Annotated in this window: 31 protein-coding genes; 19 read left to right on the forward strand and 12 right to left on the reverse strand. The window is 65.6% G+C overall.

Annotation, left to right across the window (positions count from 1 at the left end):
• Positions 1-8 precede the first annotated feature (8 nt).
• Positions 9-1355 carry a flippase gene (locus AUL32_RS04800; protein WP_062112199.1) on the reverse strand — a complete coding sequence of 449 codons (1347 nt, stop codon included), beginning with the start codon at positions 1353-1355 and terminating at the stop codon, positions 9-11.
• A 334-nt stretch (positions 1356-1689) separates the two neighbouring features.
• On the opposite strand from AUL32_RS04800, the gene AUL32_RS04805 reads away from it, so the two are divergent.
• The 4 genes from AUL32_RS04805 to AUL32_RS04820 all read left to right on the forward strand — a co-directional run bounded on the left by AUL32_RS04805 (position 1690) and on the right by AUL32_RS04820 (position 6286).
• Positions 1690-2595 carry a glycosyltransferase family 2 protein gene (locus AUL32_RS04805; RefSeq protein WP_062112201.1) on the forward strand — a complete coding sequence of 302 codons (906 nt, stop codon included), beginning with the start codon at positions 1690-1692 and terminating at the stop codon, positions 2593-2595.
• Positions 2596-2658: 63 nt separating this feature from the next.
• Positions 2659-3483, forward strand: coding sequence for a glycoside hydrolase family 16 protein (locus AUL32_RS04810; RefSeq protein WP_062112203.1), 825 nt, complete (start codon positions 2659-2661; stop codon positions 3481-3483).
• The gene (locus AUL32_RS04815; protein ID WP_062112205.1) at positions 3483-4571 is read left to right on the forward strand and encodes a glycosyltransferase family 4 protein; all 1089 of its coding nucleotides are present in this window, start codon (positions 3483-3485) and stop codon (positions 4569-4571) included. Before AUL32_RS04810 ends, AUL32_RS04815 begins: the two co-directional genes overlap by 1 nt.
• Positions 4572-5026: 455 nt before the next feature.
• The gene (locus AUL32_RS04820) at positions 5027-6286 is read left to right on the forward strand and encodes a tyrosine-type recombinase/integrase (protein ID WP_062112207.1); all 1260 of its coding nucleotides are present in this window, start codon (positions 5027-5029) and stop codon (positions 6284-6286) included.
• A 10-nt stretch (positions 6287-6296) separates the two neighbouring features.
• On the opposite strand, the gene AUL32_RS26395 is transcribed toward AUL32_RS04820, so the two are convergent.
• Positions 6297-6476 carry a helix-turn-helix transcriptional regulator gene (locus AUL32_RS26395; protein WP_062112208.1) on the reverse strand — a complete coding sequence of 60 codons (180 nt, stop codon included), beginning with the start codon at positions 6474-6476 and terminating at the stop codon, positions 6297-6299.
• On the opposite strand from AUL32_RS26395, the gene AUL32_RS04830 reads away from it, so the two are divergent.
• From AUL32_RS04830 to AUL32_RS04845, 4 genes are read left to right on the forward strand one after another with little or no spacing between them, the layout of a single operon-like run.
• On the forward strand, positions 6465-6971 hold the full coding sequence (locus AUL32_RS04830) for a hypothetical protein (protein WP_062112210.1): 507 nt from the start codon (positions 6465-6467) through the stop codon (positions 6969-6971). The two genes, AUL32_RS26395 and AUL32_RS04830, sit on opposite strands and share 12 nt — an antisense overlap.
• On the forward strand, positions 6971-7234 hold the full coding sequence (locus tag AUL32_RS04835) for a hypothetical protein (RefSeq protein ID WP_062112212.1): 264 nt from the start codon (positions 6971-6973) through the stop codon (positions 7232-7234). The genes AUL32_RS04830 and AUL32_RS04835 overlap by 1 nt, the downstream gene beginning before the upstream one ends.
• Positions 7235-7278: 44 nt before the next feature.
• The gene (locus AUL32_RS04840) at positions 7279-8136 is read left to right on the forward strand and encodes a hypothetical protein (protein ID WP_156421327.1); all 858 of its coding nucleotides are present in this window, start codon (positions 7279-7281) and stop codon (positions 8134-8136) included.
• Positions 8133-11759 carry a hypothetical protein gene (locus AUL32_RS04845; RefSeq protein WP_062112217.1) on the forward strand — a complete coding sequence of 1209 codons (3627 nt, stop codon included), beginning with the start codon at positions 8133-8135 and terminating at the stop codon, positions 11757-11759. The genes AUL32_RS04840 and AUL32_RS04845 overlap by 4 nt, the downstream gene beginning before the upstream one ends.
• A 41-nt stretch (positions 11760-11800) precedes the next feature.
• Here AUL32_RS04845 and AUL32_RS25035 read toward each other — a convergent pair whose 3' ends face one another.
• Positions 11801-12424 (reverse strand): hypothetical protein, encoded by a 624-nt coding sequence (locus AUL32_RS25035; protein ID WP_156421328.1) that lies wholly within the window; start codon positions 12422-12424, stop codon positions 11801-11803.
• Positions 12425-12513: 89 nt separating this feature from the next.
• Here AUL32_RS25035 and AUL32_RS04855 point away from each other — a divergent pair, with 89 nt between their 5' ends.
• Genes AUL32_RS04855 through AUL32_RS04865 form a run of 3 tightly spaced genes read left to right on the forward strand, consistent with a single transcriptional unit; the run spans position 12514 to position 14466 of the window.
• A complete protein-coding gene (locus AUL32_RS04855) occupies positions 12514-13137 on the forward strand; it encodes a hypothetical protein (protein ID WP_062112221.1) in 624 nt (207 codons plus the stop codon).
• Complete coding sequence (locus tag AUL32_RS04860) at positions 13134-13493, forward strand: hypothetical protein (protein WP_062112223.1); 360 nt, start codon at positions 13134-13136, stop codon at positions 13491-13493. The genes AUL32_RS04855 and AUL32_RS04860 overlap by 4 nt, the downstream gene beginning before the upstream one ends.
• A complete protein-coding gene (locus AUL32_RS04865; RefSeq protein WP_062112225.1) occupies positions 13483-14466 on the forward strand; it encodes a hypothetical protein in 984 nt (327 codons plus the stop codon). Before AUL32_RS04860 ends, AUL32_RS04865 begins: the two co-directional genes overlap by 11 nt.
• A gap of 56 nt (positions 14467-14522) precedes the next feature.
• On the opposite strand, the gene AUL32_RS04870 is transcribed toward AUL32_RS04865, so the two are convergent.
• The 8 genes from AUL32_RS04870 to AUL32_RS04910 all read right to left on the reverse strand — a co-directional run bounded on the left by AUL32_RS04870 (position 14523) and on the right by AUL32_RS04910 (position 19893).
• Positions 14523-15227, reverse strand: coding sequence for a hypothetical protein (locus AUL32_RS04870; RefSeq protein WP_156421329.1), 705 nt, complete (start codon positions 15225-15227; stop codon positions 14523-14525).
• A gap of 107 nt (positions 15228-15334) precedes the next feature.
• Positions 15335-16116 (reverse strand): IS5 family transposase gene (locus AUL32_RS25040; protein ID WP_244497658.1). Its coding sequence is split into 2 segments (ribosomal slippage): positions 15335-15777 and positions 15777-16116, totalling 783 coding nucleotides; the frame shifts between segments, so codons are not numbered across the junction.
• 68 nt (positions 16117-16184) lie between these two features.
• Positions 16185-16565 (reverse strand): hypothetical protein, encoded by a 381-nt coding sequence (locus tag AUL32_RS04885; protein ID WP_062112228.1) that lies wholly within the window; start codon positions 16563-16565, stop codon positions 16185-16187.
• Complete coding sequence (locus AUL32_RS04890; protein WP_062112229.1) at positions 16562-16966, reverse strand: hypothetical protein; 405 nt, start codon at positions 16964-16966, stop codon at positions 16562-16564. The genes AUL32_RS04885 and AUL32_RS04890 overlap by 4 nt, the downstream gene beginning before the upstream one ends.
• 158 nt (positions 16967-17124) lie before the next feature.
• Entirely contained in the window at positions 17125-17919 is a 795-nt protein-coding gene (locus tag AUL32_RS04895) for a hypothetical protein (protein ID WP_062112230.1), read from the reverse strand.
• Between the two features lie 481 nt (positions 17920-18400).
• A complete protein-coding gene (locus AUL32_RS04900) occupies positions 18401-18823 on the reverse strand; it encodes a hypothetical protein (RefSeq protein WP_156421330.1) in 423 nt (140 codons plus the stop codon).
• A 261-nt stretch (positions 18824-19084) separates the two neighbouring features.
• Positions 19085-19330 carry a hypothetical protein gene (locus AUL32_RS04905; RefSeq protein WP_062112232.1) on the reverse strand — a complete coding sequence of 82 codons (246 nt, stop codon included), beginning with the start codon at positions 19328-19330 and terminating at the stop codon, positions 19085-19087.
• 80 nt (positions 19331-19410) lie between these two features.
• Entirely contained in the window at positions 19411-19893 is a 483-nt protein-coding gene (locus AUL32_RS04910) for a hypothetical protein (RefSeq protein ID WP_062112234.1), read from the reverse strand.
• A gap of 19 nt (positions 19894-19912) precedes the next feature.
• Here AUL32_RS04910 and AUL32_RS04915 point away from each other — a divergent pair, with 19 nt between their 5' ends.
• A complete protein-coding gene (locus AUL32_RS04915) occupies positions 19913-20197 on the forward strand; it encodes a hypothetical protein (protein WP_062112236.1) in 285 nt (94 codons plus the stop codon).
• Here AUL32_RS04915 and AUL32_RS26230 read toward each other — a convergent pair.
• Positions 20187-20792 carry a hypothetical protein gene (locus tag AUL32_RS26230; protein WP_156421331.1) on the reverse strand — a complete coding sequence of 202 codons (606 nt, stop codon included), beginning with the start codon at positions 20790-20792 and terminating at the stop codon, positions 20187-20189. The two genes, AUL32_RS04915 and AUL32_RS26230, sit on opposite strands and share 11 nt — an antisense overlap.
• A 163-nt stretch (positions 20793-20955) precedes the next feature.
• Here AUL32_RS26230 and AUL32_RS04925 point away from each other — a divergent pair, with 163 nt between their 5' ends.
• The 7 genes from AUL32_RS04925 to AUL32_RS04955 all read left to right on the forward strand — a co-directional run bounded on the left by AUL32_RS04925 (position 20956) and on the right by AUL32_RS04955 (position 23757).
• Positions 20956-21207, forward strand: coding sequence for a helix-turn-helix domain-containing protein (locus tag AUL32_RS04925; RefSeq protein ID WP_062112240.1), 252 nt, complete (start codon positions 20956-20958; stop codon positions 21205-21207).
• A complete protein-coding gene (locus AUL32_RS04930) occupies positions 21204-21704 on the forward strand; it encodes a hypothetical protein (protein ID WP_062112242.1) in 501 nt (166 codons plus the stop codon). The genes AUL32_RS04925 and AUL32_RS04930 overlap by 4 nt, the downstream gene beginning before the upstream one ends.
• Entirely contained in the window at positions 21701-22090 is a 390-nt protein-coding gene (locus tag AUL32_RS04935) for a helix-turn-helix domain-containing protein (RefSeq protein ID WP_062112244.1), read from the forward strand. The genes AUL32_RS04930 and AUL32_RS04935 overlap by 4 nt, the downstream gene beginning before the upstream one ends.
• On the forward strand, positions 22087-22245 hold the full coding sequence (locus tag AUL32_RS25045; protein WP_156421332.1) for a hypothetical protein: 159 nt from the start codon (positions 22087-22089) through the stop codon (positions 22243-22245). Before AUL32_RS04935 ends, AUL32_RS25045 begins: the two co-directional genes overlap by 4 nt.
• On the forward strand, positions 22242-22628 hold the full coding sequence (locus AUL32_RS04940; protein WP_062112246.1) for a hypothetical protein: 387 nt from the start codon (positions 22242-22244) through the stop codon (positions 22626-22628). Before AUL32_RS25045 ends, AUL32_RS04940 begins: the two co-directional genes overlap by 4 nt.
• 128 nt (positions 22629-22756) lie before the next feature.
• Positions 22757-23488 carry a hypothetical protein gene (locus AUL32_RS25050; RefSeq protein WP_156421333.1) on the forward strand — a complete coding sequence of 244 codons (732 nt, stop codon included), beginning with the start codon at positions 22757-22759 and terminating at the stop codon, positions 23486-23488.
• Positions 23485-23757: a hypothetical protein gene (locus AUL32_RS04955; RefSeq protein WP_062112252.1), complete on the forward strand. Its 273-nt coding sequence runs from the start codon at positions 23485-23487 to the stop codon at positions 23755-23757. The genes AUL32_RS25050 and AUL32_RS04955 overlap by 4 nt, the downstream gene beginning before the upstream one ends.
• Positions 23758-23888: the final 131 nt, after the last annotated feature.

A 23888-nucleotide genomic window follows, 5' to 3' on the forward strand; every position in this document is an offset into this window, starting at 1 on the left:
GCTCCCTGTCAGGCCGAGGCCGTCGTCAGGCCTGCATGCCAGTGGCCTTTGAAATAGCCGGTCTTCAACACGTAGACCACCATGCAAAGCGAGACGAAGCCCTCCACCAGAAGCAACGTTATCGCCGCGCCCTCGGCGCCAAAGGCGCGCGTCAGCGGCGCGATCAGGATCAGGCTAAGAACGCCGCCCGAGATCAGAATGATGTTGAAGGGCTTGGTGCGCTTGTTGGGCAGCAGGATCTGCAGGCCGAGGAAGGTGGAAAAGGACATGACGATCGGCAGCAGCGACAGCCAGCGCAGAACGTCCGCCGCCGGGGCGAACTGCTTGCCGCCGATGATGGTGACGAAATGCGGTGCGAAGAGCCAGAGCGCCGCGCTGATGCCGGCCGAGATCACCACGAGGCCGATGCCGGAGATCTTCAGGAGCGGCGCGGCCGCGCTGGGGTCCGAGGCCACGAGACGGCTGATCCGCGGAAAGAGGGCCGTGGAAACGGGCTGGAGAACCGACTGCGCGGCTTGCCGGATGCGGTCTGCGAGCGCGAACTGACCGACAGCCACGGGGCCGGCGAGGAAGCCGAGGATCACCGGCGTCAGATTGACATAGACGCCGATGGCCGTGGTCGACAAGAAGATGGTCGACCCTTCCTTCACCTCGACATAGATGTCGTGCAGCGTCGGACGGCGCCACATGAGGATGCCGTCGTGGTGCAGAAGCCAGACGCTGACGGAACCCGCGATAAGCGAGACCGCGCCCTGGATGGCGATGATGAGCGGAGCGTCGGCCGGGGAATGGACGAAGAGCACGATGAAGACGAGCGTCAGGATGCGCCCGCCGATCTGGATGGCGGAGAAGGCGCGCATGCGCTCCAACCCGGTCAGCAGCCAGTTCGGAAACAGGGCCGTGCCGGCGATCACCAGCAGGCCCCAGAAATAGAAGGGCGCGGCGTCCCGGAAGAAGGGCACGGTCGCGATCAAGGCGAGGAGCACGAGGCCCATCGCGCCGGCCAGGAGAACCTGACCGAGGATGGTCGCGATCGCCACCTTGGACACTTCGACCGGGTCGTCGCCGATCGCGGCGATCTTGCGGGTTGCGCTCCAGGAAAAGCCCCAGGACACGAACAAGCAGAAGAAGCCGAGCACGAGCTGCGTCATCGCAACGTGGCCCCAGTCCTCCAACCCGAGCACGCGAGTCGTGTAGGCCGCGATCGCAAGCGGGAGGACGTAGGCGGATATCTGCAGGAAGCCGAGAGCCGTGATGTTCCCGATCAAGCCGGCGCGCGCCGAATCGTCCCGCGAGGGCGCATCGGCCCCGGCGGGATCGGGCTGTTTGCGACGCAGAAAGGCCGGGCCGGGCATGCGGAATCTCCTCGCCGATCGGCAGGCAGGGTTCAGGACGAGTCGCCGATAGGTTTGCTGCGCTGCACGAAAAACCGGCAGTTCAAATCATTATGCATTGACTTTTGCGGCACGTCCAGCAAGAAAATCCAATTGTGGGTTACCGCACTGCGGAATCCGATAGTTAAGATCCTATCCATCCGAACCCGTTGCTTGCCTTATCTCGCTCTCGCGTCTCCATATTGTGGCTGAAATGTGAGCGGGAGCGTTAGTATGCAGTTGTCATGGGTTGATGGGGCGGTTTCTTGTCGGGTCTCGTGGCGTAAATCAAGTGTATGGGGCGGGCGTGGAGCGGATGTTGGACGGCGTATCGAAGTTTCCGGTCTTCGTGGCGATTGTTACCTCCGGTCGTGCGGCCGTTCTGAATGAAACGCTGCGCTATCTCGGACGTCAGACCTCGCTGCCCGAGCGCGTGTTCGTCTGCCCCGCGCAGCCGGCTGACTTCACCTTTCCGCTGGACGAGCGCTTGCCCTTCGCCGTGGAGGTCGTGACATCTCCGCAGGGTGCCTGCGTCCAGCGTAACGCGATTCTGGACCAGCTCACCGGGGAGGTTTCGGGCGCGGTTCTGTTTCTCGACGACGACTTCTTTCCGCGCGCCGACTACGTCGCGGAAACGGCCGCGCTCTTCCAGCTTCATCCCGACATCGCCCTGGCGACGGGCACGGTTCTCGCCGACGGGGCGCCGGGACCTGGGCTGACGGTCGCCGAGGCGATCGAGACTCTGGCCGCCGATACGCTACACCCTGAGGAAGACCTGCAGCCCGTCTACAACGGCTATGGCTGCAACATGGCCGTGCGGCTCGACACGGTGAACCGCCGTACATTGCGCTTCGACATCGAGCTTCCGCTTTACGCCTGGTTGGAGGATGTCGATTTCAGCCGTCGGCTGGCCACCGATGGTCGGCTGGTTCAATCGACGCGGCTGCGCGGCGTTCACATGGGCGTCAAGCGCGGGCGCAGCTCCGGGCTTCGCCTGGGCTATTCGCAGATCGCCAATCCCTGGTACCTCATGCGCAAGCGCACGATGCGCCCGGACCTTGCCGCCAAGCAGGCCCTGCGCAATATCGCAGCCAATCTCGCCAAGGTGGGGAAGCCGGAACCTTGGGTCGACCGTCGCGGTCGGGTGAAGGGCAATCTTCTGGCATTGCGCGATCTCCTTCGAGGCCGCCTCCACCCCAAAAATATCCTCATGCTCGGTTAGGGCGGTTCGGACCCGATCACCAGAGGGCCGGTTATCCAGTCCGCCGGTAGCCAAGGAGACACGATGCCCATTTTCCGCTCCCTTCGTCTGACGACGTCGTTCGCCCTTCTCACCCTCGGCGCTCTCGCCGTTTTCGGTCCGCGCTTTGCCGCCGATGCCGAAGAGCAGAAGCTCGACCTCAGCGGCTACGAGGTCACATTCGCAGACGAGTTCGACACGCTGGATGTCTCTGCCTGGGGGCCGCACACGCGCTGGATCGCCCACACACCCTGGCATGGCGATTTCGGTGACGCGCAATTCGTCGATCCACGCCCCGGCTTTCCCTTCACGGTAGAAGACGGAATGCTGACCATCACCGCCGCGCGCAACGAAAACGGCAAGTGGGAAGCCGGCCTCCTGTCGGGTCACGACCTGAAGGGCAACGGCTTCGCGCAGACCTACGGCTACTTCGAAGTGCGGGCCAAGCTGCCGGCCGGCGAGGGCGTCTGGCCGGCCTTCTGGCTAATGGGGACCGAGCGCTCGAAATACGCGGTGGAAGTGGACGTGATGGAATTCTACGGCCACGAGCCGACGAAATTCCAAAGCTACTACCATCTCTGGCAGATGGACGGAAAATCGCCGGAGAAGCACATCGGCCACATGCAGCAGACGGATATCGACCTGACGAAGGACTTCCATCGGTTCGGCGTCATGATCGAGAAGGACAAGACGACCTTCTATCTCGACGGCGTCGCCTATTGGTCCTTCGACACGCCGCCCGAATTCGAGCAGCCTCTGTTCCCTCTGGTCAATCTCGCGCTCGGCAGCGGCTTCTCCGTCGAGAAGACGCCCGATCCTTCGAAACTCCTCGTGGACTATGTCCGCATCTACGCGCGAAAGCAGGGCTGATGCGCATCCTCCATCTCGCCAATCACTGCCGCATGGGCCATGGCAACGTTCATCTCGCCGTTGACCTTGCCTGCGTGCAGGCCGAGAAGGGGGATCACGTCTTCTATGGTGGGGAGGGCGGCGAGTTGGAGCCGACCCTTGCCGCTTCGGGCGTCATACATGTGCCGCTGGTCCAGCGCACGCGCAGGCCGCAGGACCTGCTGAGTTCTCTGGCGCGCCTTCGCGGCCTCATTCGTCGCCATCGCATCGACGTCGTCCACGCGCACATGATGTCCGGCGCGGTGCTGGGCTATGTCGCGACGCGCGCGAGCCGAGCCCGGCTCGTGACCACCGTGCACAATTCCTTCGATTCCCATTCGCGCATCATGCGCCTGGGCGATCGGGTCGTTGCAATCAGCCGGGCCGAGCATGCCACCCTGCGCGACGCCGGGTTCTCCGAGCGGCAGCTTTCGATCATCGTCAACGCCACGCTCGGCGGCGCGCGCATGCGCATGTTCGGCACGAACGAGACGCTGACCCGCCCGGTTCCCATCCTCTGCACGGTCTGCGGGCTGCACGAGCGCAAGGGCGTCGCGACCTTGATCGATGCTTTCGCCTCCATCGCGGCCCGGTATGACAGCGAGCTGCACATCGTCGGCGACGGTCCGGATCGCGTCGCACTGGAGGCGCGCGCGGCGCAGACCGGCTTCGGGAACCGGATCGTCTTCCACGGTTCGCTGGAAGATCCCGGCCGCGTCCTGCGAGGCGCCGCCATTTTCGCCCTGGCCTCGCATGCCGAACCTATGGGCCTCGTCAATATCGAGGCGCGTCAGGCGGGCTGCGCCATCGTCGCCTCCGATGTCGGCGGCATTCCCGAAGTCTTGGACGAGGGCCAGGCCGGCCTTCTCGTCCCACCGCGCGACGTCGCCGCCTTTGCGGCGGCCTTCGACCGCCTTCTTGGCGACCCCGCCTATCTCGCCGAGATGAAGCGTCGCTCCGGCTCCAATCTCGAGCGCTTCGGCGTCGACCATCTCTGGTCCGAACACGATCGCCTTTACCGCGAGCTGGTCGGAGCGCCAAAGTCGGTCTCGGCAGCGATCGCTTCCTGATCGAACGATAAGCCTCAACTTGCGATCGAGGGCTTTGCCGAAATGCGAGGCGGACGATCTGAACAAACGCGATTATTCTTGGGCTTGGGGAATGCCTTCGCGGACGACGAGCAAGGGCATCTTCCGACCGTCACGCGATAACAGACGGTAGGATTTCAACGTCTGACCTGCGTTTCCCAACCGCCGTTCTGGGGCTAAGCTCGAAGCAAATTAAAATTTTGAAATTTGTATCTCATGAAGAGATGGTGCCGCTTAGGTGACTCGAACACCTGACCCCATCATTACGAATGTCTTTGCTGCCTTCGGTCGCCTGTGGACAGAATCGGTCAAAACCCTTGTGAGGCAGGCGGTTGAGCCGCTAGGGTTCGGTCACGATCGGACCCTAAATGGCGTGAAGTGTCGCCGTTTTGGGACCACGGTGGGACCATGGTCCCGGGACCACAGCGGGACCACCGATGCCGAAAGTGAACCTGACCGACACCTTTGTCCGAGGCTCCAAATGCGTGACCGGCGATCTCGTCGAGTGGAGCGACATGAAGGAGAGGGGGCTCTCGCTCCGGGTGACGGCGGCCGGCGTGAAGTCGTGGACATTCAGATATCATGACTTGGCTGGCAACCGGAAGAGAATCAGTCTGGGCCGGCTGGATGACGTGTCACTCAACGAGGCGCGGGCCGCTGCCATTGCCGAACGACAGAAGTTGAACAGCGGGCAGGACCCCTCCACCCTCCGAAAGAACGCCAAGAGCCAGGCCACCGCATCCCGGCTTGAGACGGTCGAGGAGATTGGAAAGCGCTACTTCGCGGAGGCCGTGCACGGACGTCACCGACCGAACGGCAGGCCAAAGCGCGAGATCACGATCACCACGACACGCCGCTACTTCGACAAGCACATTGTGCCCGAACTCGGCGACGAGTCGGTGAAGGCGCTCACAAGGGGCCGCCTGCAGACTTTCATCGATGGCGTTGCAGACGAACGAACTCCTGGCGTCGCCCGAGAGTGCCGCGTTGTTCTGCAGGGCATCTTCACCTACGCGGTCTGGCAGGAGCTCATTTCCGCGAACCCTGTCCAGTTCGTGTCCGTCCAGCGAATCGCAACCCGCGAGAGGGTTCTCACCGACGCGGAGCTGAAATCAGTCTGGGATGGCGTCGAGTACGTCGCTGATTCGGAAAAAGTCTACGTCTCCCGGCCCCTGGCCCTTGCCGTCCAGATCGCCGCGACCACGCTGCAGCGACGTGCCGAGGTGACAGGCATGCGGAAGGCGGAACTGGATCTGAAGGCGAAACTCTGGACGATCCCAGGCGATCGGACGAAAAATCATCGGACCCATGTCGTGCCACTCTCCGATCTGGCCGTCCGGCTCATATCGGAGGCGATCGGGCTGTCGGAGGAAAGCGACTTCGTGTTCCCGTCCCCGCGCAAGGACGAAGGCCCTATCCTACCAGCGTCGCTATCTCATGCCTTCCGGCGGGTGCTCGGCGAATCGAAGGTCACCGACATAAGGCCGCATGACCTGCGTCGCACCGGCGCAACGAACCTGACGAGCGAGCGGATCGGGACCCCTCGCTTCATCGTGTCGAAGGTCCTCAACCATGTTTCTGACAGTGGCGACGGCGCGGCGGTGACGGCGATCTACGACCGGAACGCCTACTTGCCTGAGAAGCGCAAGGCACTGGATGCCTGGGCCGCGCTTCTAATGCGAATCGTCCGGTCATGAAAAAGGGCGCTTAGCGCCCCCCTTCCTGCTTCTGAATGTATGCTTCGACGGTTTCCTGCCGCCAGCGCTTCGACCTTCGACCGATCGTCAGAGGGGCAGGGAAGTCTCCTGCGGTTCGCATCCGCCAGAGCGTCTTGACGGAGACGCCCAGCGTGACCTGCCGCTCGTGCGAGAACGGATGGAAGGCCATGGTGGCGCCCCGAATATGCAGGCACCCGCAGTTGCCGACGCAAAGGAGATCCGCTTGGCAACGAACCAAGCCCTTCGCCTTGCCAAGATGGCCGGCCTCGAAGGCGTCCATGCGTTTCACGCGGCCTCAGGCCATGTTCTGAAGCTGACCGGCCACGACACGATGAAGGCGATGGGCCTCACGCGCCTTCCTGCCCCCGAGGATGCTAAGCCGCTCATTCCAACTCAGATCGGTGAGCGCCTGGGCGGCTTCTCCGCCCAAGCGGCCAACAAACTTCTCCAGGCGCACGGCTTCCAGACCAAAGACGAGCGCGACGACTGGCAGCCCACAGACAAGGGGCGCGAGGCAGGTGGGCATTTCATCCTCACGAGCCGCACCCACAGCGAAGGCGTGGCCTACCAGCTCGTCTGGATGCCAAGCATCGTCGATATTCTGCGGCCCCTGCTGCCTGACGGCGGCAACGTTCTGCCCTTCCCGCCATCGGAGGCCAACTGATGGCCACCGTGGACGAGATCAAAGCCGAAATCTTCAAGGTCGTGTTCGAGGCGGAAGCGGCCGGGCTCGATAGCTTGCAAGCCTACAAGAACGCGTTCCCAAGCGCGCCGGACGGCCCGTATTGGGAGGCCTGGGCCTGTGTCGAGAGCGCGAAGGAAAAGGCCTGGTTCGACGCTATGGTTCGGACGATCGACGGCGACACTATCCGGCGCGCCAGCGTGACCATGGCTGCGCCTGACACCGAGGCACCGCCGCCCCAATAGCCGCGGCACCACCCCTCATCTTTGGAACGAAAGGAACAGTCACAATGGCTGAACGCGTAATCATGCCCGCAGCACAGTTGGCCGAACAGACGGCCAACCGAAAGAGCGAGGGTTTCCGCACTCTGACGGCGGAAGAGGCGCAGCAGCGCGGATTGCCGCCCGGCGCCTATCAGGTCGGTTCCGATGGCAAGATCGACGCCATCGGCAACGGCAAGGGCCAGACGATCAACGTCTCGACCGGCCGCGACGAAAGCGAGTTCGCAAAAAAGGCGGCCGACAAGATGGTCACGCGCTTCGGCACCATTGCCGAGGGGCAGACTGCCGCGGCAAACTCGGTTCAGACGATCCCAGTCATGCGCGAGCTGCTTTCCCAGGCTCCGACCGGGCCGCTGGCCGGGAGGCTCGCCGAGCGCTTTCCCGGCTTCTCGACGGCCGGCGATGCCTTTCAGGCGACGGTCAACCAGATCGCGCCGACGCTGCGCATTCCCGGCTCGGGCGCCATGTCCGATCGCGATATGGACGTGCTGATGGGTTCATTCCCGCAGCTGCGGAACGACCCGAACGCCAACGGGCTCATCATGGGCCTGTTCGAGAAGAAGGCGAACCTGAACCTCCAGCGCGCCGACATCGCGAACAAGGCTCTGCGCGGTGAGATCGACCCGGGGGAAGCCGATCGTCAGCTCTCCGCGATCGATCAGACGCCGCTTCTCGACGACGCCATGCGCTCGACACTCACCGGCCAGCAGCCGCAGCAGCCCATGGCTGGCGGAGTTCCTGTCGGCGGCCTCGTGCCGGGCTCTGACGCAGGCAAGAGCGACGCGGCACCGATGCGCCGTGCCCGCAACAAGCAGACCGGGCAGGTGCTCGAACTGCGCAACGGACAGTGGGTGCCCGCGCAATGAGTGGCCTTCCTCCGCTTCCTCCCGGCTTCGAACTTGACGACGAGACAAAGACGACCGGCGCAACCGCGGCGACCGGCGCGACGCCGCCGCTGCCGCCCGGGTTCGAGCTTGAAGCTGATCAGTCGCCAACATTCGGTGGCGCCCCCATGAACGCGACGGCGGGCGCCAACGAGGCGATCTATGGCGTGCTGGGCGCGCCGGTGGATCTCATGCGCGGCGGCATGAACCTCGCCACGCGCGGCGTGAACGCCGTTGCCGGCACAGACATTCCGCAGATCCCCGAGGACAGTTTCGGCGGCTCGCGCTCGATCGCGAACGCCATGGGCGCCATCCGGCCCGAACTGGACCCGGCGAACACGAAGGCCGAGACCTCGAACGACCGGATCGCGCGCGGCGTCGGCCAAGGCGTGGCCGGCTCCGTCGTTCCGGCCGGCGTCGTCGGTGCGCTCTCGCGCGGTGGCGTCGCTGTCTCGCCTCTCATGCAGGCCATGGCGGGGCGCTCGGGCAGCGTCGGAGCAGTGACGGCCGATGCCGTTGCAGGTGGTGCCGCTGGTGCCGGTTCGGCCACCGCGCAGGAGTTCACGCCCGACAGCCTCGACCCAGCGGCAGCGCTGGCCGGCGGCATCGTGGGCGGTGGGCTTGGCGCGGTCGCGACAGGCATTCCCGCCCTCACGCGCGCGGTTGCGGAGGCGACTGGCAACTTCACCGCACCGATGCGCCAAGCAGGGCGCGAACGTCTGGCTGGTGAGCGCTTGGTCGATGGCGCAACCGATCCGCGCGCCGCGATGCAGAAGATCGATGCTGCGCCCGCGCCGTTGGTTCCCGGATCGAAGCCGACCACGTTCCAGCAGACCGGCGACATGGGCCTCGGCGCACTGGAGCGTGAGGCGCAGACCCGCTCGCCCGCCGACTTCATGCAGCGCCGCGCCGAACAGAACAGCGCGCGCCGCACCGCACTAGACGCCATCCAGCCGGACGGTGCGGCGGACGAAGTGTCCCGTGTGCTTCGCGACCAGCTAAAGGCGATCGATGCCGACACGGCGAAGACCATCGACGACGCGCGGACATGGGAGGAGGGCGCGCGTCGCTCTCTCGGCTCGGGACAGCGCCCGGAAGATGCAGGCGACGCCATGCGAACGAGTCTCCAGCGCCGCCGCGACGCCGCCATGGAGCAGGAGAACCGGCTATGGGGCGCCGTCGATCCTGACGGCACGCTCGGTCTTCCGCCGCAGGACGCCAAGCGCACGGCGCAGGAGATCATGGCCGATTTGCCGAAGCTGGCGAAGCCTCCCAGCGCGGGCGAGGCTTCCATCTATTCCGCCATCGGCGGGGTGGGCGACGTCGTGTCGTTCAAGGAACTGAGCGCCTACCGTTCGCGTGTCAGCCAGGCCATCGCCGACGAGCGCGGCCGCAGCGGCAAGTCGCCGGCCTGGGCTCGACTGGTGCAGCTTCGCGGTGCTATCGAAAGCGATCTGGAGAACGCCGTTTCGCGGAAGGTGCTCGTCGAAGAGCAAGCCGTCGCGGCGGGCCAGATGCGCGAGGAAGACACGCTCGCCTCGGTACTGAAACGCGAAACGGACGCTTGGCTTGCCGAACGAAAGCAGCAAACGGTCGGGGGAGGAAGTTCGCAGGGCGCTGGAGCGTATAGCCCCGGCGGACCACAAGGCTTTTCTGGCCCATATCGAGCAGAAGGCGAAGCGCGGAGCGGACTTGGAAATGCTTCGGGCGATCCGCGACTACCGCAAGATGCTGGACGAGGAAACGGCCAAGCCGGCGGGCTGACGCTTGCTGATATCCGCGCGAAGGATGCGAAAGACGCATTCTTTGTCCGAAGCCGTCGCGACAACCAGACATTCGTGCCTGTCGCACCTGGACAACCCGACCTCGGAACTGCGCCGCGTGTCGGTGGGGATGGTGAGCTCCCTATTCGTGTTCGGCGAGGCGATCTGACGCGTCACATTGCCAACTCGGTTCATTATGCCGACGCGGAGGTGCTTGGTTACTCCGATCCTTGGGACATGGTGACGGACGTCGCACGCAACTGGAGCCAGATGCACAAGGGCCGCGACGGCCGCATCATGCTCGTGAAGCCATCGTCGGACGAAGCACAAGGCGTTGCTGTCGTTGAACTCGCCAAGGTGGACGGCGATGAATACTGGCGCATCGTGTCATCGGGGCGCCGAAAAGAGTCGCAGATCGGTGAGATGCTTGCGGTCAGGGAGCACACCCCTGATAGCCACTCCGGTAACGACCTTCCACTTGTGCGCCTTCCCACAGAGACCGGACAGGAGAAGCACTTCGCGCGGGCCGCAAGCAGTGCTGATAATAGCGCTTCCCCAGCCGGCGAACAAGGTTTCACTCCGTTCGACGCCGACGCGAAGGCCCGCCTCGACACGGCGACTGAAGCTACACGGCAGCGAGCGGCCACGTTCGACAATCGCCAGCTTGGCCCGCTCTTGGCCCGCCCGGCCGATCATGCACCTTATAATGTGGAGAGCGCACGGGTGGCGGGCCGGGTGTTTCAGCCCGGCGCCAGTGGTTTCGAGCGGGTGCAGCAATTCCGTCAGGCGTCCGGGCCTGACGGGATGGCGGCGATCGAGGCCTATGCGGTCGATAGCCTTCGCAAGGCTGCGATCGACCGAGATACGGGTGCGATCGATGCGGGCAAGTTGGAGAACTGGCGCCGCAACCATGCCGACGCGCTCCGCGCCTTTCCCGAACTCGACATCAAGATTGGGAACGCGGGCGATGCGGCGCGCGCCGTCGAACAGGCCGCAACGGCCCGGAAGGCGGCGCTCGACGATGCGCAGCGGGGTGCCTTCGGCAAGCTGATCGGCGCCGAGGACCCCGAAAGCGTCCGAAACATCGTCGGCGGGCTATTCTCTCGCCAGGACACGGCCGAGCAGTTGGCGACCCTTCGGCGGCGGGTCGGAGGTGACAAGGACGCAGCGCAGGGCCTTCGCAAGGCCGTCGCCGACCACGTCATGATGCGCTTCGTCTCGAATACCGAGGCCGCCACCAGTGGGCGGGAACTGCTCCGCGCCGACCAGCTGCAGACCTTCGTCAAGACGAACCGGAACGCGCTGCGAGCGGTCTTCACCGAGCCCGAGGTGAAGGTGCTGGAGGCCGTTGCAGCGGACTTGCAGCGCTCGAACCGGTCGAACGCGTCGGTGAAGATCCCGAACCAGTCGAACACGGCGCAGGACCAGCGCTCGATCCTGCAGAACGTCATGAACGCTGGACTGGAGAACTGGACGACGGTTGCCGGCGGCACAGCCGGCGCGGCAGTCGGTGGTGCGCCCGGTGCGCTGGCTGGGGGCGGTCTTGCGGCGCTCTTCAACGCGATGCGCCTCAATGGCATCAATAGCGTCGACGAGCTCGTGCGTGACGCTCTCCTTAACCCGGAGCGCGCTCGCTTCTTGATGTCGAAGGTGCCGACCGACCGGAAGCAAGCCGACTTCATGTTCGGCGCTCTCGCCCGGCGGTACGTGAAGGCGGCCACGGTAGGCGCCGCCGTCGACTCAAAGGAAGAACGACCCAAACCCGGGCCGGTGACGCTTCCACCTTGGATGGCGCAGGGTGAGCAGCCCTCCGCGCTTCAGCGCGCTCTAGCCGATCGATAGGAGCTTAGCGATGAACCTCGACGACGAAACCAAAGGACGCCTCAGCCCCCAGCCTCCGCTGACTGATGCGGCGCTTCTGGAAGGCGAGCGTGTGCTTCAGCAATACGTTGGAACATATCTCCCAGGAACTGATCTGGAAATGGTTCGAGAAATATATCTCGCAGTAGATACTTCTCGGCGTCTGGGTTTTGAACCTCCCATCTGACTGTCAAAAAAAAGAACATCAAAACTCGTGTCGCATGACGGCAAGCTCGGCTGAGTTCGCTAATATCTTCAACGCTAAGTGCAATATCGTTATCGACGAAAACATCCGTAGGTGGGACGAGTTTCAATGCTGGCGTAGAGGTGGCACTACCGCCAGCTATCTCGCCGTGGTCTGCAATTGCATGCCAGTGCGCAACCTTATTTCGGCCCTCATCCACCACCTTGAGCGCACGTCTCATCTGGCGCCAAAATGGTGCGAAATCTGGCGCTTTTGTGCGAACGAATTCGCCTATCAGCTTGTAGCGAGTGTCGTTACCCCGGACGATCTCCAAGATACGTGCGCCATCATCCGACTTGATCTCAAGCAGAGCGGCTAACAGCCAGGCAAGTCGCCTCTCCACCAGGCTATAGTCGCGCAGCACGTCGATGCACGCTTTGTCGAGTTCGCTGACCTCTGCCATCGCCGCCCCTCCGTGTTCGAACGGACCCTGAAGACACTTCCTTACCTGTTGCTTGAGCCCGCTTCGGCGGGCTTTTTCATGGAGGCAGCATGCCCTTCCAAGAGAACACCTTCCTCCGAACGCAGAACTTTACCCGCGACCGCGATCTCGGCCCACCCGAGAGCACGATCGAGGCCGAGAAGGTCGACGACGAGCTGGACAATCTGGCCGGCGGCCTGACGGCGGTGAAGACCGCGCTGGCCGATCTGAAGGCCACGGTCGAAGGCGGGCAGGGCGCGGCCTATACCAAGGCCCAGAGCGACGAGCGGTTCGTGAAGGCGGCTTCGGCGCTCTCCGACATCGGCGCGCTGGCAAAGGCTGGCGACAAGACCACCGGAGCCATCTCGCTCGGCGGCAAGCCGGGGGCGGCCAAGGGTACCGCCACGGGCGGCACCGTTACCTTCGACTATGCCGATGGCAATGTGCAGTCCATCACCGTGGCCGGCGCCGTCACCTTCGACTTCGCAAACCTGCCGGACATCGGCGGCACGCTGCAGATCAACATCGCGATCACGTCGGGCTCGATCACCATCGCCGGCACGACATGGTGGGAACAGGGCGGCGGCGCCAAGTCGACGAACTTTGCCGACCTGGGCGTCTCGCTCCTGACCGGTCGCCCGTATCGGATGATCATCGAGCAGGTCGCCGGCTATCGCACGGGCATCCTGCAATGACCGCGACGCACGACATGGCCCTGCGCCAGGGCAACACCTTCCGGCGTCGCTTCCGCTTCCGAGGGCTAACCGGCGACGTGCTGAACCTGACCGGCTCCGTGATCGCCTTCTCGACCGGCACGGGCTGCAACCGCATCCAATACGAGACCGGGCGCGACACCGCCCTGACCATGACGCCGCTGGTGGGTGAGGTGGAACTGCTCCTGACCGCGCCTCAGACGCGCGAGCTCGCGGTCGGCGTGGTGCCTTTCGAGATCGAGCGGCGGATCTTGGACGAGCGCACCGGGCAATGGGACGAAACCACGATCCTGATGGGCTCCATCGTCGTGGAACGAGGGATCAACGATGAACGGTGACATCGAGACCGTGGAAATCCTTGTGGCGGGCATCCAAGGGCCGATCGGGCCGCCGCCGCGCCACGCCTGGGACGGCTCGCTTCTATCCTTCGAGCGCCCGAACGGCACCTTCGCGCCCGGCGTCGACCTGCTCGGCCCACGCGGCTTCTCGGCCTATCAGGTGGCCGTCGCGAACGGCTTCGTCGGCACCGAGGCTCAATGGCTCGCTAGCCTCGTCGCAGGCCGCGTCATCAGCCGCTTCGAGGTGTCGTCCGGCGGCGATCTGCTCGTCCACTATTCGGACGGCTCCACGCAGAACGCCGGCGCGCTGCCGGCGGCCGAGGTGTCGGACGCGAAGTGGAGCGGCTCGCCGCTCTCCATCGCCAAGGGCGGCACTGCGTCGAACACCGCCCTGGGCGCGCGCCAGTCGCTTGGCCTCGGCGCCCTGGCGACAAAGGGCAGCGTGAACGACGCGGACTGGAGCGGCGCGGACCTCGCCATCGCGAACGGTGGGACCGGCGCCAGCACGGCAGCGGCGGCCCGCACCGCGCTGGGCGTCGGCAGCGTCGACAACACGGCCGACGCCGACAAACCCGTCTCCACGGCGCAGCAGACCCTGGTCGCCTTCGAACTCAAGACGGAGAAGAACGAACCGGCACAGTACAACAAGTCCGAGGTAGGGCAGGCGCACAACCACCTGCAATGGCTGAAGGACAACGAAACCGGCACCCGCTGCGACGGCCTCCTGCTCGTCGGCCCTCCAGGTGTCTGCAAGTCCGAAGCCAGTCCGTCGGACGACATCTACCTCGTCGAGACCAACACCCTCGTCGAACGAATGCGGGCGCTGATCGCCCGGATCGAAGACACCAAGGGCCGCACGAACATGGAGCGGTGGACGGTGCTCAACGAGATGGGCGGCCTGGCCGAATGGCAAGTGACAGGCTTCTTCGGCGCCTTGGCGACGAAGACCCTCAAGTCGGTGAAGGTCGACTGAACGGCATCAAGACATACGCCATTCCTGACCTGTCCGGCCCGTCGTGTCCGGATAGGTCACCTTTTCGGCTGACGCGGCTTCCAGACCAAGAACTTCGTCAGGATCGTATCCTTGTCGACCAGAACCTTGAGGTCACCCCTGCGATCGAAGAAGATCGCGCTTACCGCACTGATCGCGTCCGAGACGAGATCGACGAGTTTCGTCTGGTTGATGAGCGAAGTCGTGTCGTCGGATATGTCGGCGAAGGTGCCGTTCCACTCTCTCGAAGACGGTCGCATGACGACCGGTAGATCGTCGGAGTAGCGGAAGAAGTAGTATCCTTTCACGGCACCTCGTTCCGTCCAGACGTTGGTCATGGACGCGTCGTGCATGATGGCGTTTCGGAAGCGGTAGAGATGATGGGACTCCGGCGACTGGTCCGGGATTCCGCAAAAGTTGTGAAGCGCCGCACGGATGCCGTTCGTCTTGGTGCCGGCTATCACCGACGCGTCGGCGTATGTGGTGCCGAGTTGCTCCAAGATCGCGAACGCGCAGAGCGATGGGTTGAAGATCTTCGACTTCTCGAAGGTTCGCGAGTGCCTCATGTTCTCTTCGATCGCGTCGAGTGTCGAGAGTAACCAGACATCGGTGGGCGACTCGCTCCGCCGTCCGACGTGCTTGTAGATCAAGTCGTCGAGATCGAGTTCCTGAAGCGTCTTGTCGAAATTACGCAATACGAAAGCCATAGCGTCACCATACGCGGTGGATCCACGGGCGGGCAAGGATCAGTCCGCAGGAGGCACTACCGTGTGCCCCTGACTTTGACGGGGACCGTCGCAGCCGGGGGCTGCTCGACGTCGAGCGCGACAGTCAAGATGGGCAGGACGACCTAGGGCCTGTTGACATAGTCCCTGAGCCACATGCGTGAGGCGGCAAGGGAGAGGAAGGCGAGGAAGGAACTGGCGGTTTTGTCGTAGCGCGTGGCGATGCGGCGCGCCTGCTTCAGGCGGTTGAACATACGCTCGATGCGGTTGCGGTCTCGGTATTGCTTGAAGTCGCAAGCCGCGGGCGTCCGGCGGTTGGCCTTGGGCGGGATGACGGGCATGACGCCCCTCATGAGCAACGACTGGCGCACCTCATCCCCGTCATAGCCCTTGTCAGCCAGCATGAGGCGCGGCTTGCCGATTGGCATGGCGAGAAGGGCGGGAACAGCTTTGTAGTCGGACACCTCGCCGCCGGTCAGCACGAAGCCAAGAGGGCGTCCCTGACCGTCAGCGCGGGCGTGGATCTTCGACGTAAAGCCGCCGCGGCTTCGACCAAAGCCCTGCGAACAGGTCCCCCTTTAGCGCCCGCCGCCTGAGAGTGGCCGCGAACGGTGGTGGAGTCGATCATGTGCTGCCAGTCGTCGGTCAGCCCAAGCTCGACGAGCGTTTCCAACAGCGCGTCCCAAACGCCTTGTTCGGCCCAGCGCCGAAAGCGGATGTAGAACGAGTTCCACTTGCCGTAGCGCTCGTGCATGTCGCGCCACGGGCAGCCGGCCCGCAGAACAAACAGCATGCCGTCGAGAAACCGCCGATTGTCGTGCGCCGGGCGGGCCTTGCGACCTCGCTCGCTCGGCAGAAGCACCCCGATCACCGACCATTCCTCGTTCGTCAGATCGCCTCGCGCCAACCCTGCCTCCAAAAGGCAGCCTTGAATCAGCCCTCAGCCAATCCGTGAACCCACTATGTCAACAGCACCTAGATCCGGTAGTTGCGGATGGCTAATGTGGGCATGAGGTTGGTCTTGGTCGAGAAGCCGGCCTCGCCGGGTGTGCGCACGTCGTCCTCACCCACGGCGAAGCGCAGGTAGCGCGACTGCCTCTTCTGGACGGCGATCGACGAGGTCACCGAACCAACCTCGCGGCGGGCCCGGTTGTTGACCACGGCCGACCGCTTCTCGCCAGGGTGGATCCGAGTGAACCTCGCCGGGCTACCTTCGATGTCGGAACGGAAGCGGCGGGCGAGGCGCTCGTTGGCGTGCAGCGTCCCGTAGACGGCTCGCTTTAGGTCGCAAGTGGACAGACGCCGCAAGTCCTTACGCAGCGCGTCGAGGCCGGAGAGGTCGACCCCGACCTTCACGACCGGCCTCCCTGCACCACGCTGAACGGCCTACGCGCTTCGACCATCGGCCGGCCGACCTGCCTGACGCCGACGTCGGACGCATGCACCTGGAGCCAGTAGCCGGGCTCCTCGGCCGCCGCAAGCGCGACCATCACGCGAACGCCGACGACGCCGCGCTCGAGGGCATGGCGGGCGACGTAGGAGGCTACGACCTCCCTGACGTCCGTCTCCCATGCCCGATGCAAAGCCGCGTCCATGTCCAAGGTAGGGGTGAGGAGGACGGTGGTCTCGTACGGCGCGGACGTACGGCCGGCACCATGATGGCCGACGGCACAGAGGGCGAGGTAGCCCGGCTGGGTCTGCATGCGGGCCAGGGTGCGAGCGAGGTCGGCGAGTTGATGGTCGAAGAAATTGGTCATCGGGTGCGGCTCAAAAAAAAGAGGGGTCGGGGGACTGCTCCACCCGACCCGCTAGCGCCGCAAACCGTGCGAAACGCAGCGGCCTACGGGAAGAAGGATAGGCGGAGAGCGGGTTTGCGGCAAGGGGGAGGCGTCCCTTCCAAGATGGATAAAGCGGCTCAGTCGTCGAATTCCTCGTCTTCCTGGCCGTAGTCGTCGTCTTCGTCCCGGGACGCCGCCTCCATCTCGGCCCACTCGCGATCGCGGTCCTCGTCCTTGTCCATCGCCTCCGGGATGGCCATGCGGCCTTCCATCTGCGAGATCATCCACGACCGGACCGGGAACGACCCGTCCAGGATCATCCCCGCGGCGACACGCGAGAAGGTCTGCGGCGTCCCTGCGAGGACGGAGAGGGGGTTGACGGCGAGGCGCAGCCTCTCGACCGGATCGGGACCGCATGCCGCCAGGAGACGCTGCAGGAGCATGGCGCGGCCGGCCTCGTCGGACCTCTCGGACGGCCCGCTGCCGACCAGGCGCTCGACGCGCTTCAGCCGATCCTTCCCGACCTTGGCTTGGCCGAGCCGGACCTTGCGGCCGACCGGATACGCCTCCTCGGCGACTTCGGCGTGGCTCCACATGACGCAGAGGGTCAGGGTGCGGTGCGTGAACTCCGACTTGCCGATCTTGACGCTCTTGCCCTGGATCACCATCGCGAGGGTCCTGCGGAGGCAACGCCGCTTCACCGCCCGCCCGTGGTCGTCGACCTTCTCCGGGGCTTTGCGGGTGCCGCGCATGGCGACGCGGCCCTCGTGGCGGAACGCCACCTCGCACTGTTCTGTGACGAGGACGACGTCACCGACGACGAGCGCGTCGGTGCCGCGATCGGTCCAGACGTCGCGGGCGGCGACAGGCGACGGCGAAGAGGTCGCGGCGGGAAGGTAGAAGGGGGTCGGGCGGGGCGAGAAGCGGGGCAACGGGATGGCTCCTGGGGCGGCGGAACGACGGCTTCGCGTGCGCGTCCTCTTCCGAAGGAAGAGGATACTATCTATCAAAAGTACCTACTACCAGCAGGTAGTAGGTTATTCTTATACGTATCCCATACCTGCCGGTATGGGTTGAGGTTAGCACCTAGGCGCGAAGCGATTATAAGCCCCGCCCGTCAACACCCGTCAACCCACCCTTCTTCGACTCTTCTTCCCGTTACTTACTCTCCTTCCGTCTCTACTACCCGCCGCGACCCATACCCGCCACCCGCCGAAATCCGCTACGCGTCTCTGGAGGCACCTCACAGCCCCGACCTACCTCCAACCCGTCTCCGTACCCGTCCCACCCATTCAACCCGTCCTACGGCCCTCTGTGGCCCTCGAAATATTTTCACCACCCCGACACGCGAAAGGGGCGCCTGACCCTCGCCAGACGCCCCTCCAACCCCCTTCACCGCTCCCGGCCGCGCTCCTACCCGCCTGCCGCCTCGACCGCCTCCATGACCACCTGACGCCGTTCCCGTACCGCCGAAACGTACGCCCCCGGCAGCGCCTCCAGCAGCGCCACGACCTCGGGGTCGGAGTAGACGGGATGGTTCTCCGGCACCCTCGGCCCGGCCGACCGCTTCACCTCCACCGCCGCCTCCTGCACCGCCGTCCGGCTCGCCTGCACGACCGGGACGTACGCCCTCTGGGCCGCCGCCGACATCTTCCCGTCGAGCTGCCGCAGCATCCACTCGTGAGCCATCTCGCGCCCCGACAGGATCCGTTCCGCCGCCTCGATGCCGACGGGCTGGCCGTCCGGTCCCGGCTTCACGCATGCCGCCAACCTGGACGCGTCGGCACCGGCGACGAGGGACCGCAGGAACGCCGCGCCGGCTTCGTCCGTCCTCACGGCGGGTGCGTGCGCGGGATGCCGACGCAGGCCGCCGGCCAGGAGGCGGTCGCGCCTCACGATGGTGTTCGACCATAGCGCGAAGGGCGGGGCCGCCGGCCCCTGACCTGATCGTCCATTCCGCGATCAGGGTGCCGGTCTCGCCTTTGGCTCTCACGCGGCCGCTGAGCGTCAACGGGTCGCCTGAGGGGTCGCGGCCGCCGAGGGAGATGGCGTCGCCGATGACGATGTCTTCCGGCCGGCAGGGAAGCCATAACGCGCTCAATGGAGGTACTCCTCGGCATCGTCCTCGTCTTCTCCGGCGTCGTCGCTCGGATCGTCGTCGATCTCGACGCCACGATACGCGGTGGCCATGTCCTCAAGCTCGGCCTCGCGGCAGATCTCCTCCACGTCGCGATCCCAGGCCCGGATGTCGTCGGCGATCTCGTCGTCGGGCACGTTGACGATGCGGCCGTATTCGAGATCGACGACGCGGCTCTCGTCCGGGAGGGGGCTGCAGAGGGGCATGGCGGGGCTCCATAGTGTTGGGGTGCGTACGCCGGAAGTTCGCACCTCTTCCGGCAAGTCACGAATCGAAGGGTCGACGGTCAGCCCGTGCGAACGCGATCCGTTTCGCCTGTCGATTCGACGATTCGATCGGAGTGAAGCGAGCTGCATGCAGTAGGAGTAACGGGGGTGTCGGCAGGGGGTCTCGCGAAGGGTCTGTGGCTCAGGGGGTGATGCCACCTCTCGGTCTCCAGGCGGGACTTCGTCGCCTCGACCATAGCCAGCCAGCTTCCGTGCACGTCCGGGTGGCCCATCGCCGTGAGCGTCCTGAGCACCTGGCGGGTGACGTCTCCGATCACCTCAGCACGGCCGGCGCGACGCGAAGGAGGAAGGGTCACGAGGTCGAGCAGGCAGAGCACCACCGTGGCGTGGACGGTCTCCAGGTCGGCCGGCAGGGACCGCTTGCGTGCGAGCCTCGACGCCGCCGACCGGGCCTTGGCGTCTTCCAGGCGCTTCGCCTTCCGGGTTGCCTTCTCGTCCACAGGATCCGCATCGGGGGCGGCGGTGTCGATGTTGTCAGCCATTAACGGTTCTTTCATACCTGTGATCGATATCTATGAGGCACGGGACGCGAAGGAGATCGAGATGCACCGGATGAATGTCGAAGGATCGATGCTGGGCGGCTTGGGGGCGTTCCACGCCGGCGTCGCGAACTACAAGGCTCGCCGGGCGGCCTACGTCGAAGCGGTGATCGAGGCCCGCGACCGCGAAGCCCTGCACCGCCGCATCCGCGCCCTCGAGGCTCAGCTCGCCGCCCGGCAGCGGCAGGCCGACCAGGCCGAGGTCGACCGCCGCATGCGGGCCATGCTGCGCGGCCTCAAAGGCTGAGGGAAGGCGACGGGCTCAGGAGGCCTGCTTCCCATTCCACCCTCTCGACGCGCTCACGACGCTGCGCGGCCGCATACTCCGCTTTCGCCGTCCGCTCCCGCTCCGCCTCTGCCGCCAGCCGCTTCCGCCTGGCGACGTCCCGGGCCTCGTCCGCTTCCGGCTCCGGCCGTCGAAGCGCGAACCCTTCCGGCGACCTGATCTCGTCCAGACCCGCGACGTGGCGGCCGACCGCCATCGGATCGGCGCCGGCCAGATTCCACTGGTCGTCCCTCGACAGATTGGCGACGTATAGCGCGAGCGTCCTGTCGACGCCGGCCGGAACGCCTTGACCCTTCACGAGAGCCTGCGCGATCGCGACGACCTGCTCGCCGGTCTGGAGCAGCATCCGCTCGTCCAGGTCAGCCGAGGTGGCCGGCTCGGGCAGCATCGGCTCCGGGCCGAGGTCGGGCTCGTAGTCGACCGGCGCGTCCACGGCCGACCTCGTGACGGTCTCCCAGCACCATGTGAGCACGCCGTCGACGCCGCGCACGGCCGTCAGGACGACATGCGACACCGACGCTCGCAGTAGGGCCAGAGCCGCCGCCAGCTTCTTCAAAAATCCACGCATCCCTGCGCCCTCCGACGGCACCGCGCCGCACGGAGAAGGTAGCCGATGCGTCGGCAATTCGGAATGCCTCGACAACATCTTGGCAAGATATTGTAACTAACTCTGGGACGTATTATGCTCAGGCATCCTCCCGCCCTCGGAGTGTCCTCATGTGTCCAGATATTCGCCCCTCGGCCTCGCGTTCCGGAGGCTCCGCGACGAGCGCGGCCTGACCCAAGTCGCCATGGCGGCCGCCTTGAGCGTGCCGGCATACTGGCTTTCGCGTCTGGAGGGAGGACGCGAGGAGCTGACCGAGGCCGGCGTCGAGGATGCCATCGCGTACCTCAAGATCGATGGCGACGAAGCGGACGCGGTCCGGACCGCGTGGGAAGCGTCCCGGTTGCCGGTCGGGGGTGTCGCATGACGGTCTACGAACGCGTTCTCGTCTGCCTCCGCACCGCAACGACGCCGGTCACGCCGGACGATCTCGTCCAGGCCGTCTACGGCTCCGATCGCCCCGGCAACCCGATCGCCTCGATCCGGGCGGCGATCAGCAAGGGGAACATGGGGGTGCGGGGCAAGCAGGTCGGCCACTATGCGAACGGCTACATCCTCAACCGCCGCCTCTCATACTTCATGCGCCTCGACCGCCTGCCGGACATCCGCGTCCCGCAGTTCGACGACGCCGGACGGCCGGTCGGTCTCAAGGTCCGCGTCTTCGCCGCCCTGGAGCAGGCGCCACGTCCGCTGACGGCCACCGAGGTCGCGGAGATCATCTACCGGGGTCGGCCGGATGGCGGCCCATTGTACGCCACAGAGAACGTGAGCCAGGCCGTGATGGACCTTCCCCGGTCCGGCACGCGGATCGGGTCCGTCAAGGGTCGTCGCGGCGGCTACCTCCTCGAGAGGTGCGCCGCATGACCTCGCACGGCAAACCTTGGACCGGCGCACAGCAGATCCGGCTCGGCCGCCTGATCGCCTCAGGTATGCCGGTCGCCGACGTCGCGGCGGCGCTCGGGAGGACAGCGGTGGCCGTCGACGGGCGCCGCAAGAAGCTCCACATCCGCCTGCCGGTGAGACCGCTGCGCAGCGTCTGCGAGGGCGCGGAACCCAGGATCGGCCGTGTCGTCGACGTTCTGCGTTCGGCGGAGGTCCCGTTGAGGGCCCGCGACATCGCGGCGGCGGTTTACGGAGAGGCCAGCGACGCCGGGACGAAGACGGTCCGCGTCCTCGTCCACAACCTGCGCCGTCGCGGCGTACCGGTCGCGTCCGTCGGGCGGGGCTATGTGATGGGAGCCGCCGCATGAGCGTCCTCCTCTGGTCCGCCCGCCGCGACGCCGCCGTCCTATCGCTCGCCGAGCAGGGCGTCTCCGTCGAGGCCATCGCGGCGCACCTGAGCCTCCCGGTCGACGCCGTCGCGAGGCGGCTCTGCGTCCTCGATGTCCGCAGGAGGGCCGCATGACCCCCACGCTCCCCGCGCACGTCCCCGACAACTGCCCCGGCACTGTCTACCAGATCTACTGGCAGCGCGGCTCCGTCGTCGTCGGCATCATGTGCGACCGCTACGACCACCTCGAAATCGTCCGTCCCGTCGCCGGTATGACGGCCGAGGACGCCGAGATCCACGCGGTCCAGGTCGCGGCCGCCGGGTTCATCACCGGCCTTGTGCAGCACCGCATCGAATGGGGCGACGAGGTCTCGGACGACGACCTGACGGACGCGATCGCCGCCGCGACGGCACGGGGCGACCTCGACGTCGCCGACCTTTTCGACGCCGCCACCGAGCGCGGCCTCGAACCCGTTTACCCCGCACCGGCCGTGCCGTTCGCAGGATACCGGCACTAGCCGAAGACGAATTCCGAGTCCGGCGGCGTGGCCCGGACGAAACCGGCCGAGTTGGCGCCTCGAACCGGATCACCGACCGCCCCAAGTATGCGGAAAAGGGCCCGCGCAGCACCGAAAGAGGTGCACACATGTTGAAGTTGGAAGCCCTGGACCGGAACACGGTCCGCAACATCCGCGTCACCGACGACACGGCCTACGCCGACGCCTCGATTGACTGGCTGGCGCTTTACTGCGCAGAAGGCCCCGGCCAGCCAGCGATCGAGATCCGCGTCGAGGCGAGCGTCTGCCTCGACGAGTTCAGCGACCCGAAGAGGGCCGTCGAAGTCGACTGCGGGAAGGCGGTCGTCATGCTCAACGCGGCGTTCCAGGCCCGCTTCCCAGGCGAGCTGGAAGACGACGTGAACGGAGAGGAGGCCTACGTCCATCAGCCGCCCCTGTCTCTTGCCGAAGCCGAGGAGAAGATCGCCCCGCATCGAGACCGAGATCCAAGAAGCCAGTCTCCGAAAGCAGGAGGGTCTTGCCCGACCGCTGGACGAGGTACGCGGGTTCTTTCTGCGCAGTCGGCTCACCTATTTAAAGGGCGAGCGCCTGGTCCTGATGACGCGTTGAGGAGACGCGGCATGAACCGCCCCCGGATCGTTCGCGACCGCGTCCTGCACGCGATCCGCACCGCCGGCCGGCCCATCCGCGCCGCCGAGATCGCCGACCACGTCTACGCCGACCGTTCCGACGGAGGGCCTCTCGCGGCGACCGAGGTCGTCTGGGCGACCGTCCGCGATCTCAAGATCGAAGGTCACCGCATCGGGTCCCGGCCGGGGCGCAGCGGTGGATACGTCTACCTCGAGGAGGCCTCGGCATGATGTCGATCGACGAGACCTGCATCACCAGCCTCGTTCGCGACGAACTCGGCACCTGGACCGGAGAGGCGAGCTACGGCGAGACGAACGTCCATTGCTCCTGGGACGCCGCGACGGAGGAGGAGCACGAGGACGAGAGGCGGCACTGGGTGCCGCCGCAGCATGTGACCGAGCACGTCCGCCTGCTCGTCGACCGCACGATCGGGGCCTACGGATGCGGCTACGTGGCCGGGCGAAGCCGTGAGCGGTTGCCGGTGAAGGTGCCGTCATGAACCCCGGCGCCCTCACCAAGGACGAGCACCGTGCGATCGTCGGGCAGTGGCACTTCTGCGCGCTCAACCCGCGCATGCCCGAGGATCCCGACCTGCGTTTCACGGGCGACCTCGGCCTCGGCAGGCGGCGG

It is taken from the genome of Aureimonas sp. AU40 (genome assembly GCF_001463785.1).
In the GTDB taxonomy this organism is placed as follows: Bacteria; Pseudomonadota; Alphaproteobacteria; order Rhizobiales; family Rhizobiaceae; genus Aureimonas.

What these genes read in the sequence shown, in the direction of transcription:
- AUL32_RS04800 (WP_062112199.1), bottom strand. Translation starts at nt 1,355, where the DNA reads ATGCCCGGCCCGGCCTTTCTGCGTCGCAAACAGCCCGATCCCGCCGGG.
- AUL32_RS04805 (WP_062112201.1), top strand. Translation starts at nt 1,690, where the DNA reads ATGTTGGACGGCGTATCGAAGTTTCCGGTCTTCGTGGCGATTGTTACC.
- AUL32_RS04810 (WP_062112203.1), top strand. Translation starts at nt 2,659, where the DNA reads ATGCCCATTTTCCGCTCCCTTCGTCTGACGACGTCGTTCGCCCTTCTC.
- AUL32_RS04815 (WP_062112205.1), top strand. Translation starts at nt 3,483, where the DNA reads ATGCGCATCCTCCATCTCGCCAATCACTGCCGCATGGGCCATGGCAAC.
- AUL32_RS04820 (WP_062112207.1), top strand. Translation starts at nt 5,027, where the DNA reads ATGCCGAAAGTGAACCTGACCGACACCTTTGTCCGAGGCTCCAAATGC.
- AUL32_RS04830 (WP_062112210.1), top strand. Translation starts at nt 6,465, where the DNA reads ATGGAAGGCCATGGTGGCGCCCCGAATATGCAGGCACCCGCAGTTGCC.
- AUL32_RS26395 (WP_062112208.1), bottom strand. Translation starts at nt 6,476, where the DNA reads ATGGCCTTCCATCCGTTCTCGCACGAGCGGCAGGTCACGCTGGGCGTC.
- AUL32_RS04835 (WP_062112212.1), top strand. Translation starts at nt 6,971, where the DNA reads ATGGCCACCGTGGACGAGATCAAAGCCGAAATCTTCAAGGTCGTGTTC.
- AUL32_RS04840 (WP_156421327.1), top strand. Translation starts at nt 7,279, where the DNA reads ATGGCTGAACGCGTAATCATGCCCGCAGCACAGTTGGCCGAACAGACG.
- AUL32_RS04845 (WP_062112217.1), top strand. Translation starts at nt 8,133, where the DNA reads ATGAGTGGCCTTCCTCCGCTTCCTCCCGGCTTCGAACTTGACGACGAG.
- AUL32_RS25035 (WP_156421328.1), bottom strand. Translation starts at nt 12,424, where the DNA reads ATGGCAGAGGTCAGCGAACTCGACAAAGCGTGCATCGACGTGCTGCGC.
- AUL32_RS04855 (WP_062112221.1), top strand. Translation starts at nt 12,514, where the DNA reads ATGCCCTTCCAAGAGAACACCTTCCTCCGAACGCAGAACTTTACCCGC.
- AUL32_RS04860 (WP_062112223.1), top strand. Translation starts at nt 13,134, where the DNA reads ATGACCGCGACGCACGACATGGCCCTGCGCCAGGGCAACACCTTCCGG.
- AUL32_RS04865 (WP_062112225.1), top strand. Translation starts at nt 13,483, where the DNA reads ATGAACGGTGACATCGAGACCGTGGAAATCCTTGTGGCGGGCATCCAA.
- AUL32_RS04890 (WP_062112229.1), bottom strand. Translation starts at nt 16,966, where the DNA reads ATGACCAATTTCTTCGACCATCAACTCGCCGACCTCGCTCGCACCCTG.
- AUL32_RS04905 (WP_062112232.1), bottom strand. Translation starts at nt 19,330, where the DNA reads ATGCCCCTCTGCAGCCCCCTCCCGGACGAGAGCCGCGTCGTCGATCTC.
- AUL32_RS04910 (WP_062112234.1), bottom strand. Translation starts at nt 19,893, where the DNA reads ATGGCTGACAACATCGACACCGCCGCCCCCGATGCGGATCCTGTGGAC.
- AUL32_RS04930 (WP_062112242.1), top strand. Translation starts at nt 21,204, where the DNA reads ATGACGGTCTACGAACGCGTTCTCGTCTGCCTCCGCACCGCAACGACG.
- AUL32_RS04935 (WP_062112244.1), top strand. Translation starts at nt 21,701, where the DNA reads ATGACCTCGCACGGCAAACCTTGGACCGGCGCACAGCAGATCCGGCTC.
- AUL32_RS25045 (WP_156421332.1), top strand. Translation starts at nt 22,087, where the DNA reads ATGAGCGTCCTCCTCTGGTCCGCCCGCCGCGACGCCGCCGTCCTATCG.
- AUL32_RS04940 (WP_062112246.1), top strand. Translation starts at nt 22,242, where the DNA reads ATGACCCCCACGCTCCCCGCGCACGTCCCCGACAACTGCCCCGGCACT.
- AUL32_RS25050 (WP_156421333.1), top strand. Translation starts at nt 22,757, where the DNA reads ATGTTGAAGTTGGAAGCCCTGGACCGGAACACGGTCCGCAACATCCGC.
- AUL32_RS04955 (WP_062112252.1), top strand. Translation starts at nt 23,485, where the DNA reads ATGATGTCGATCGACGAGACCTGCATCACCAGCCTCGTTCGCGACGAA.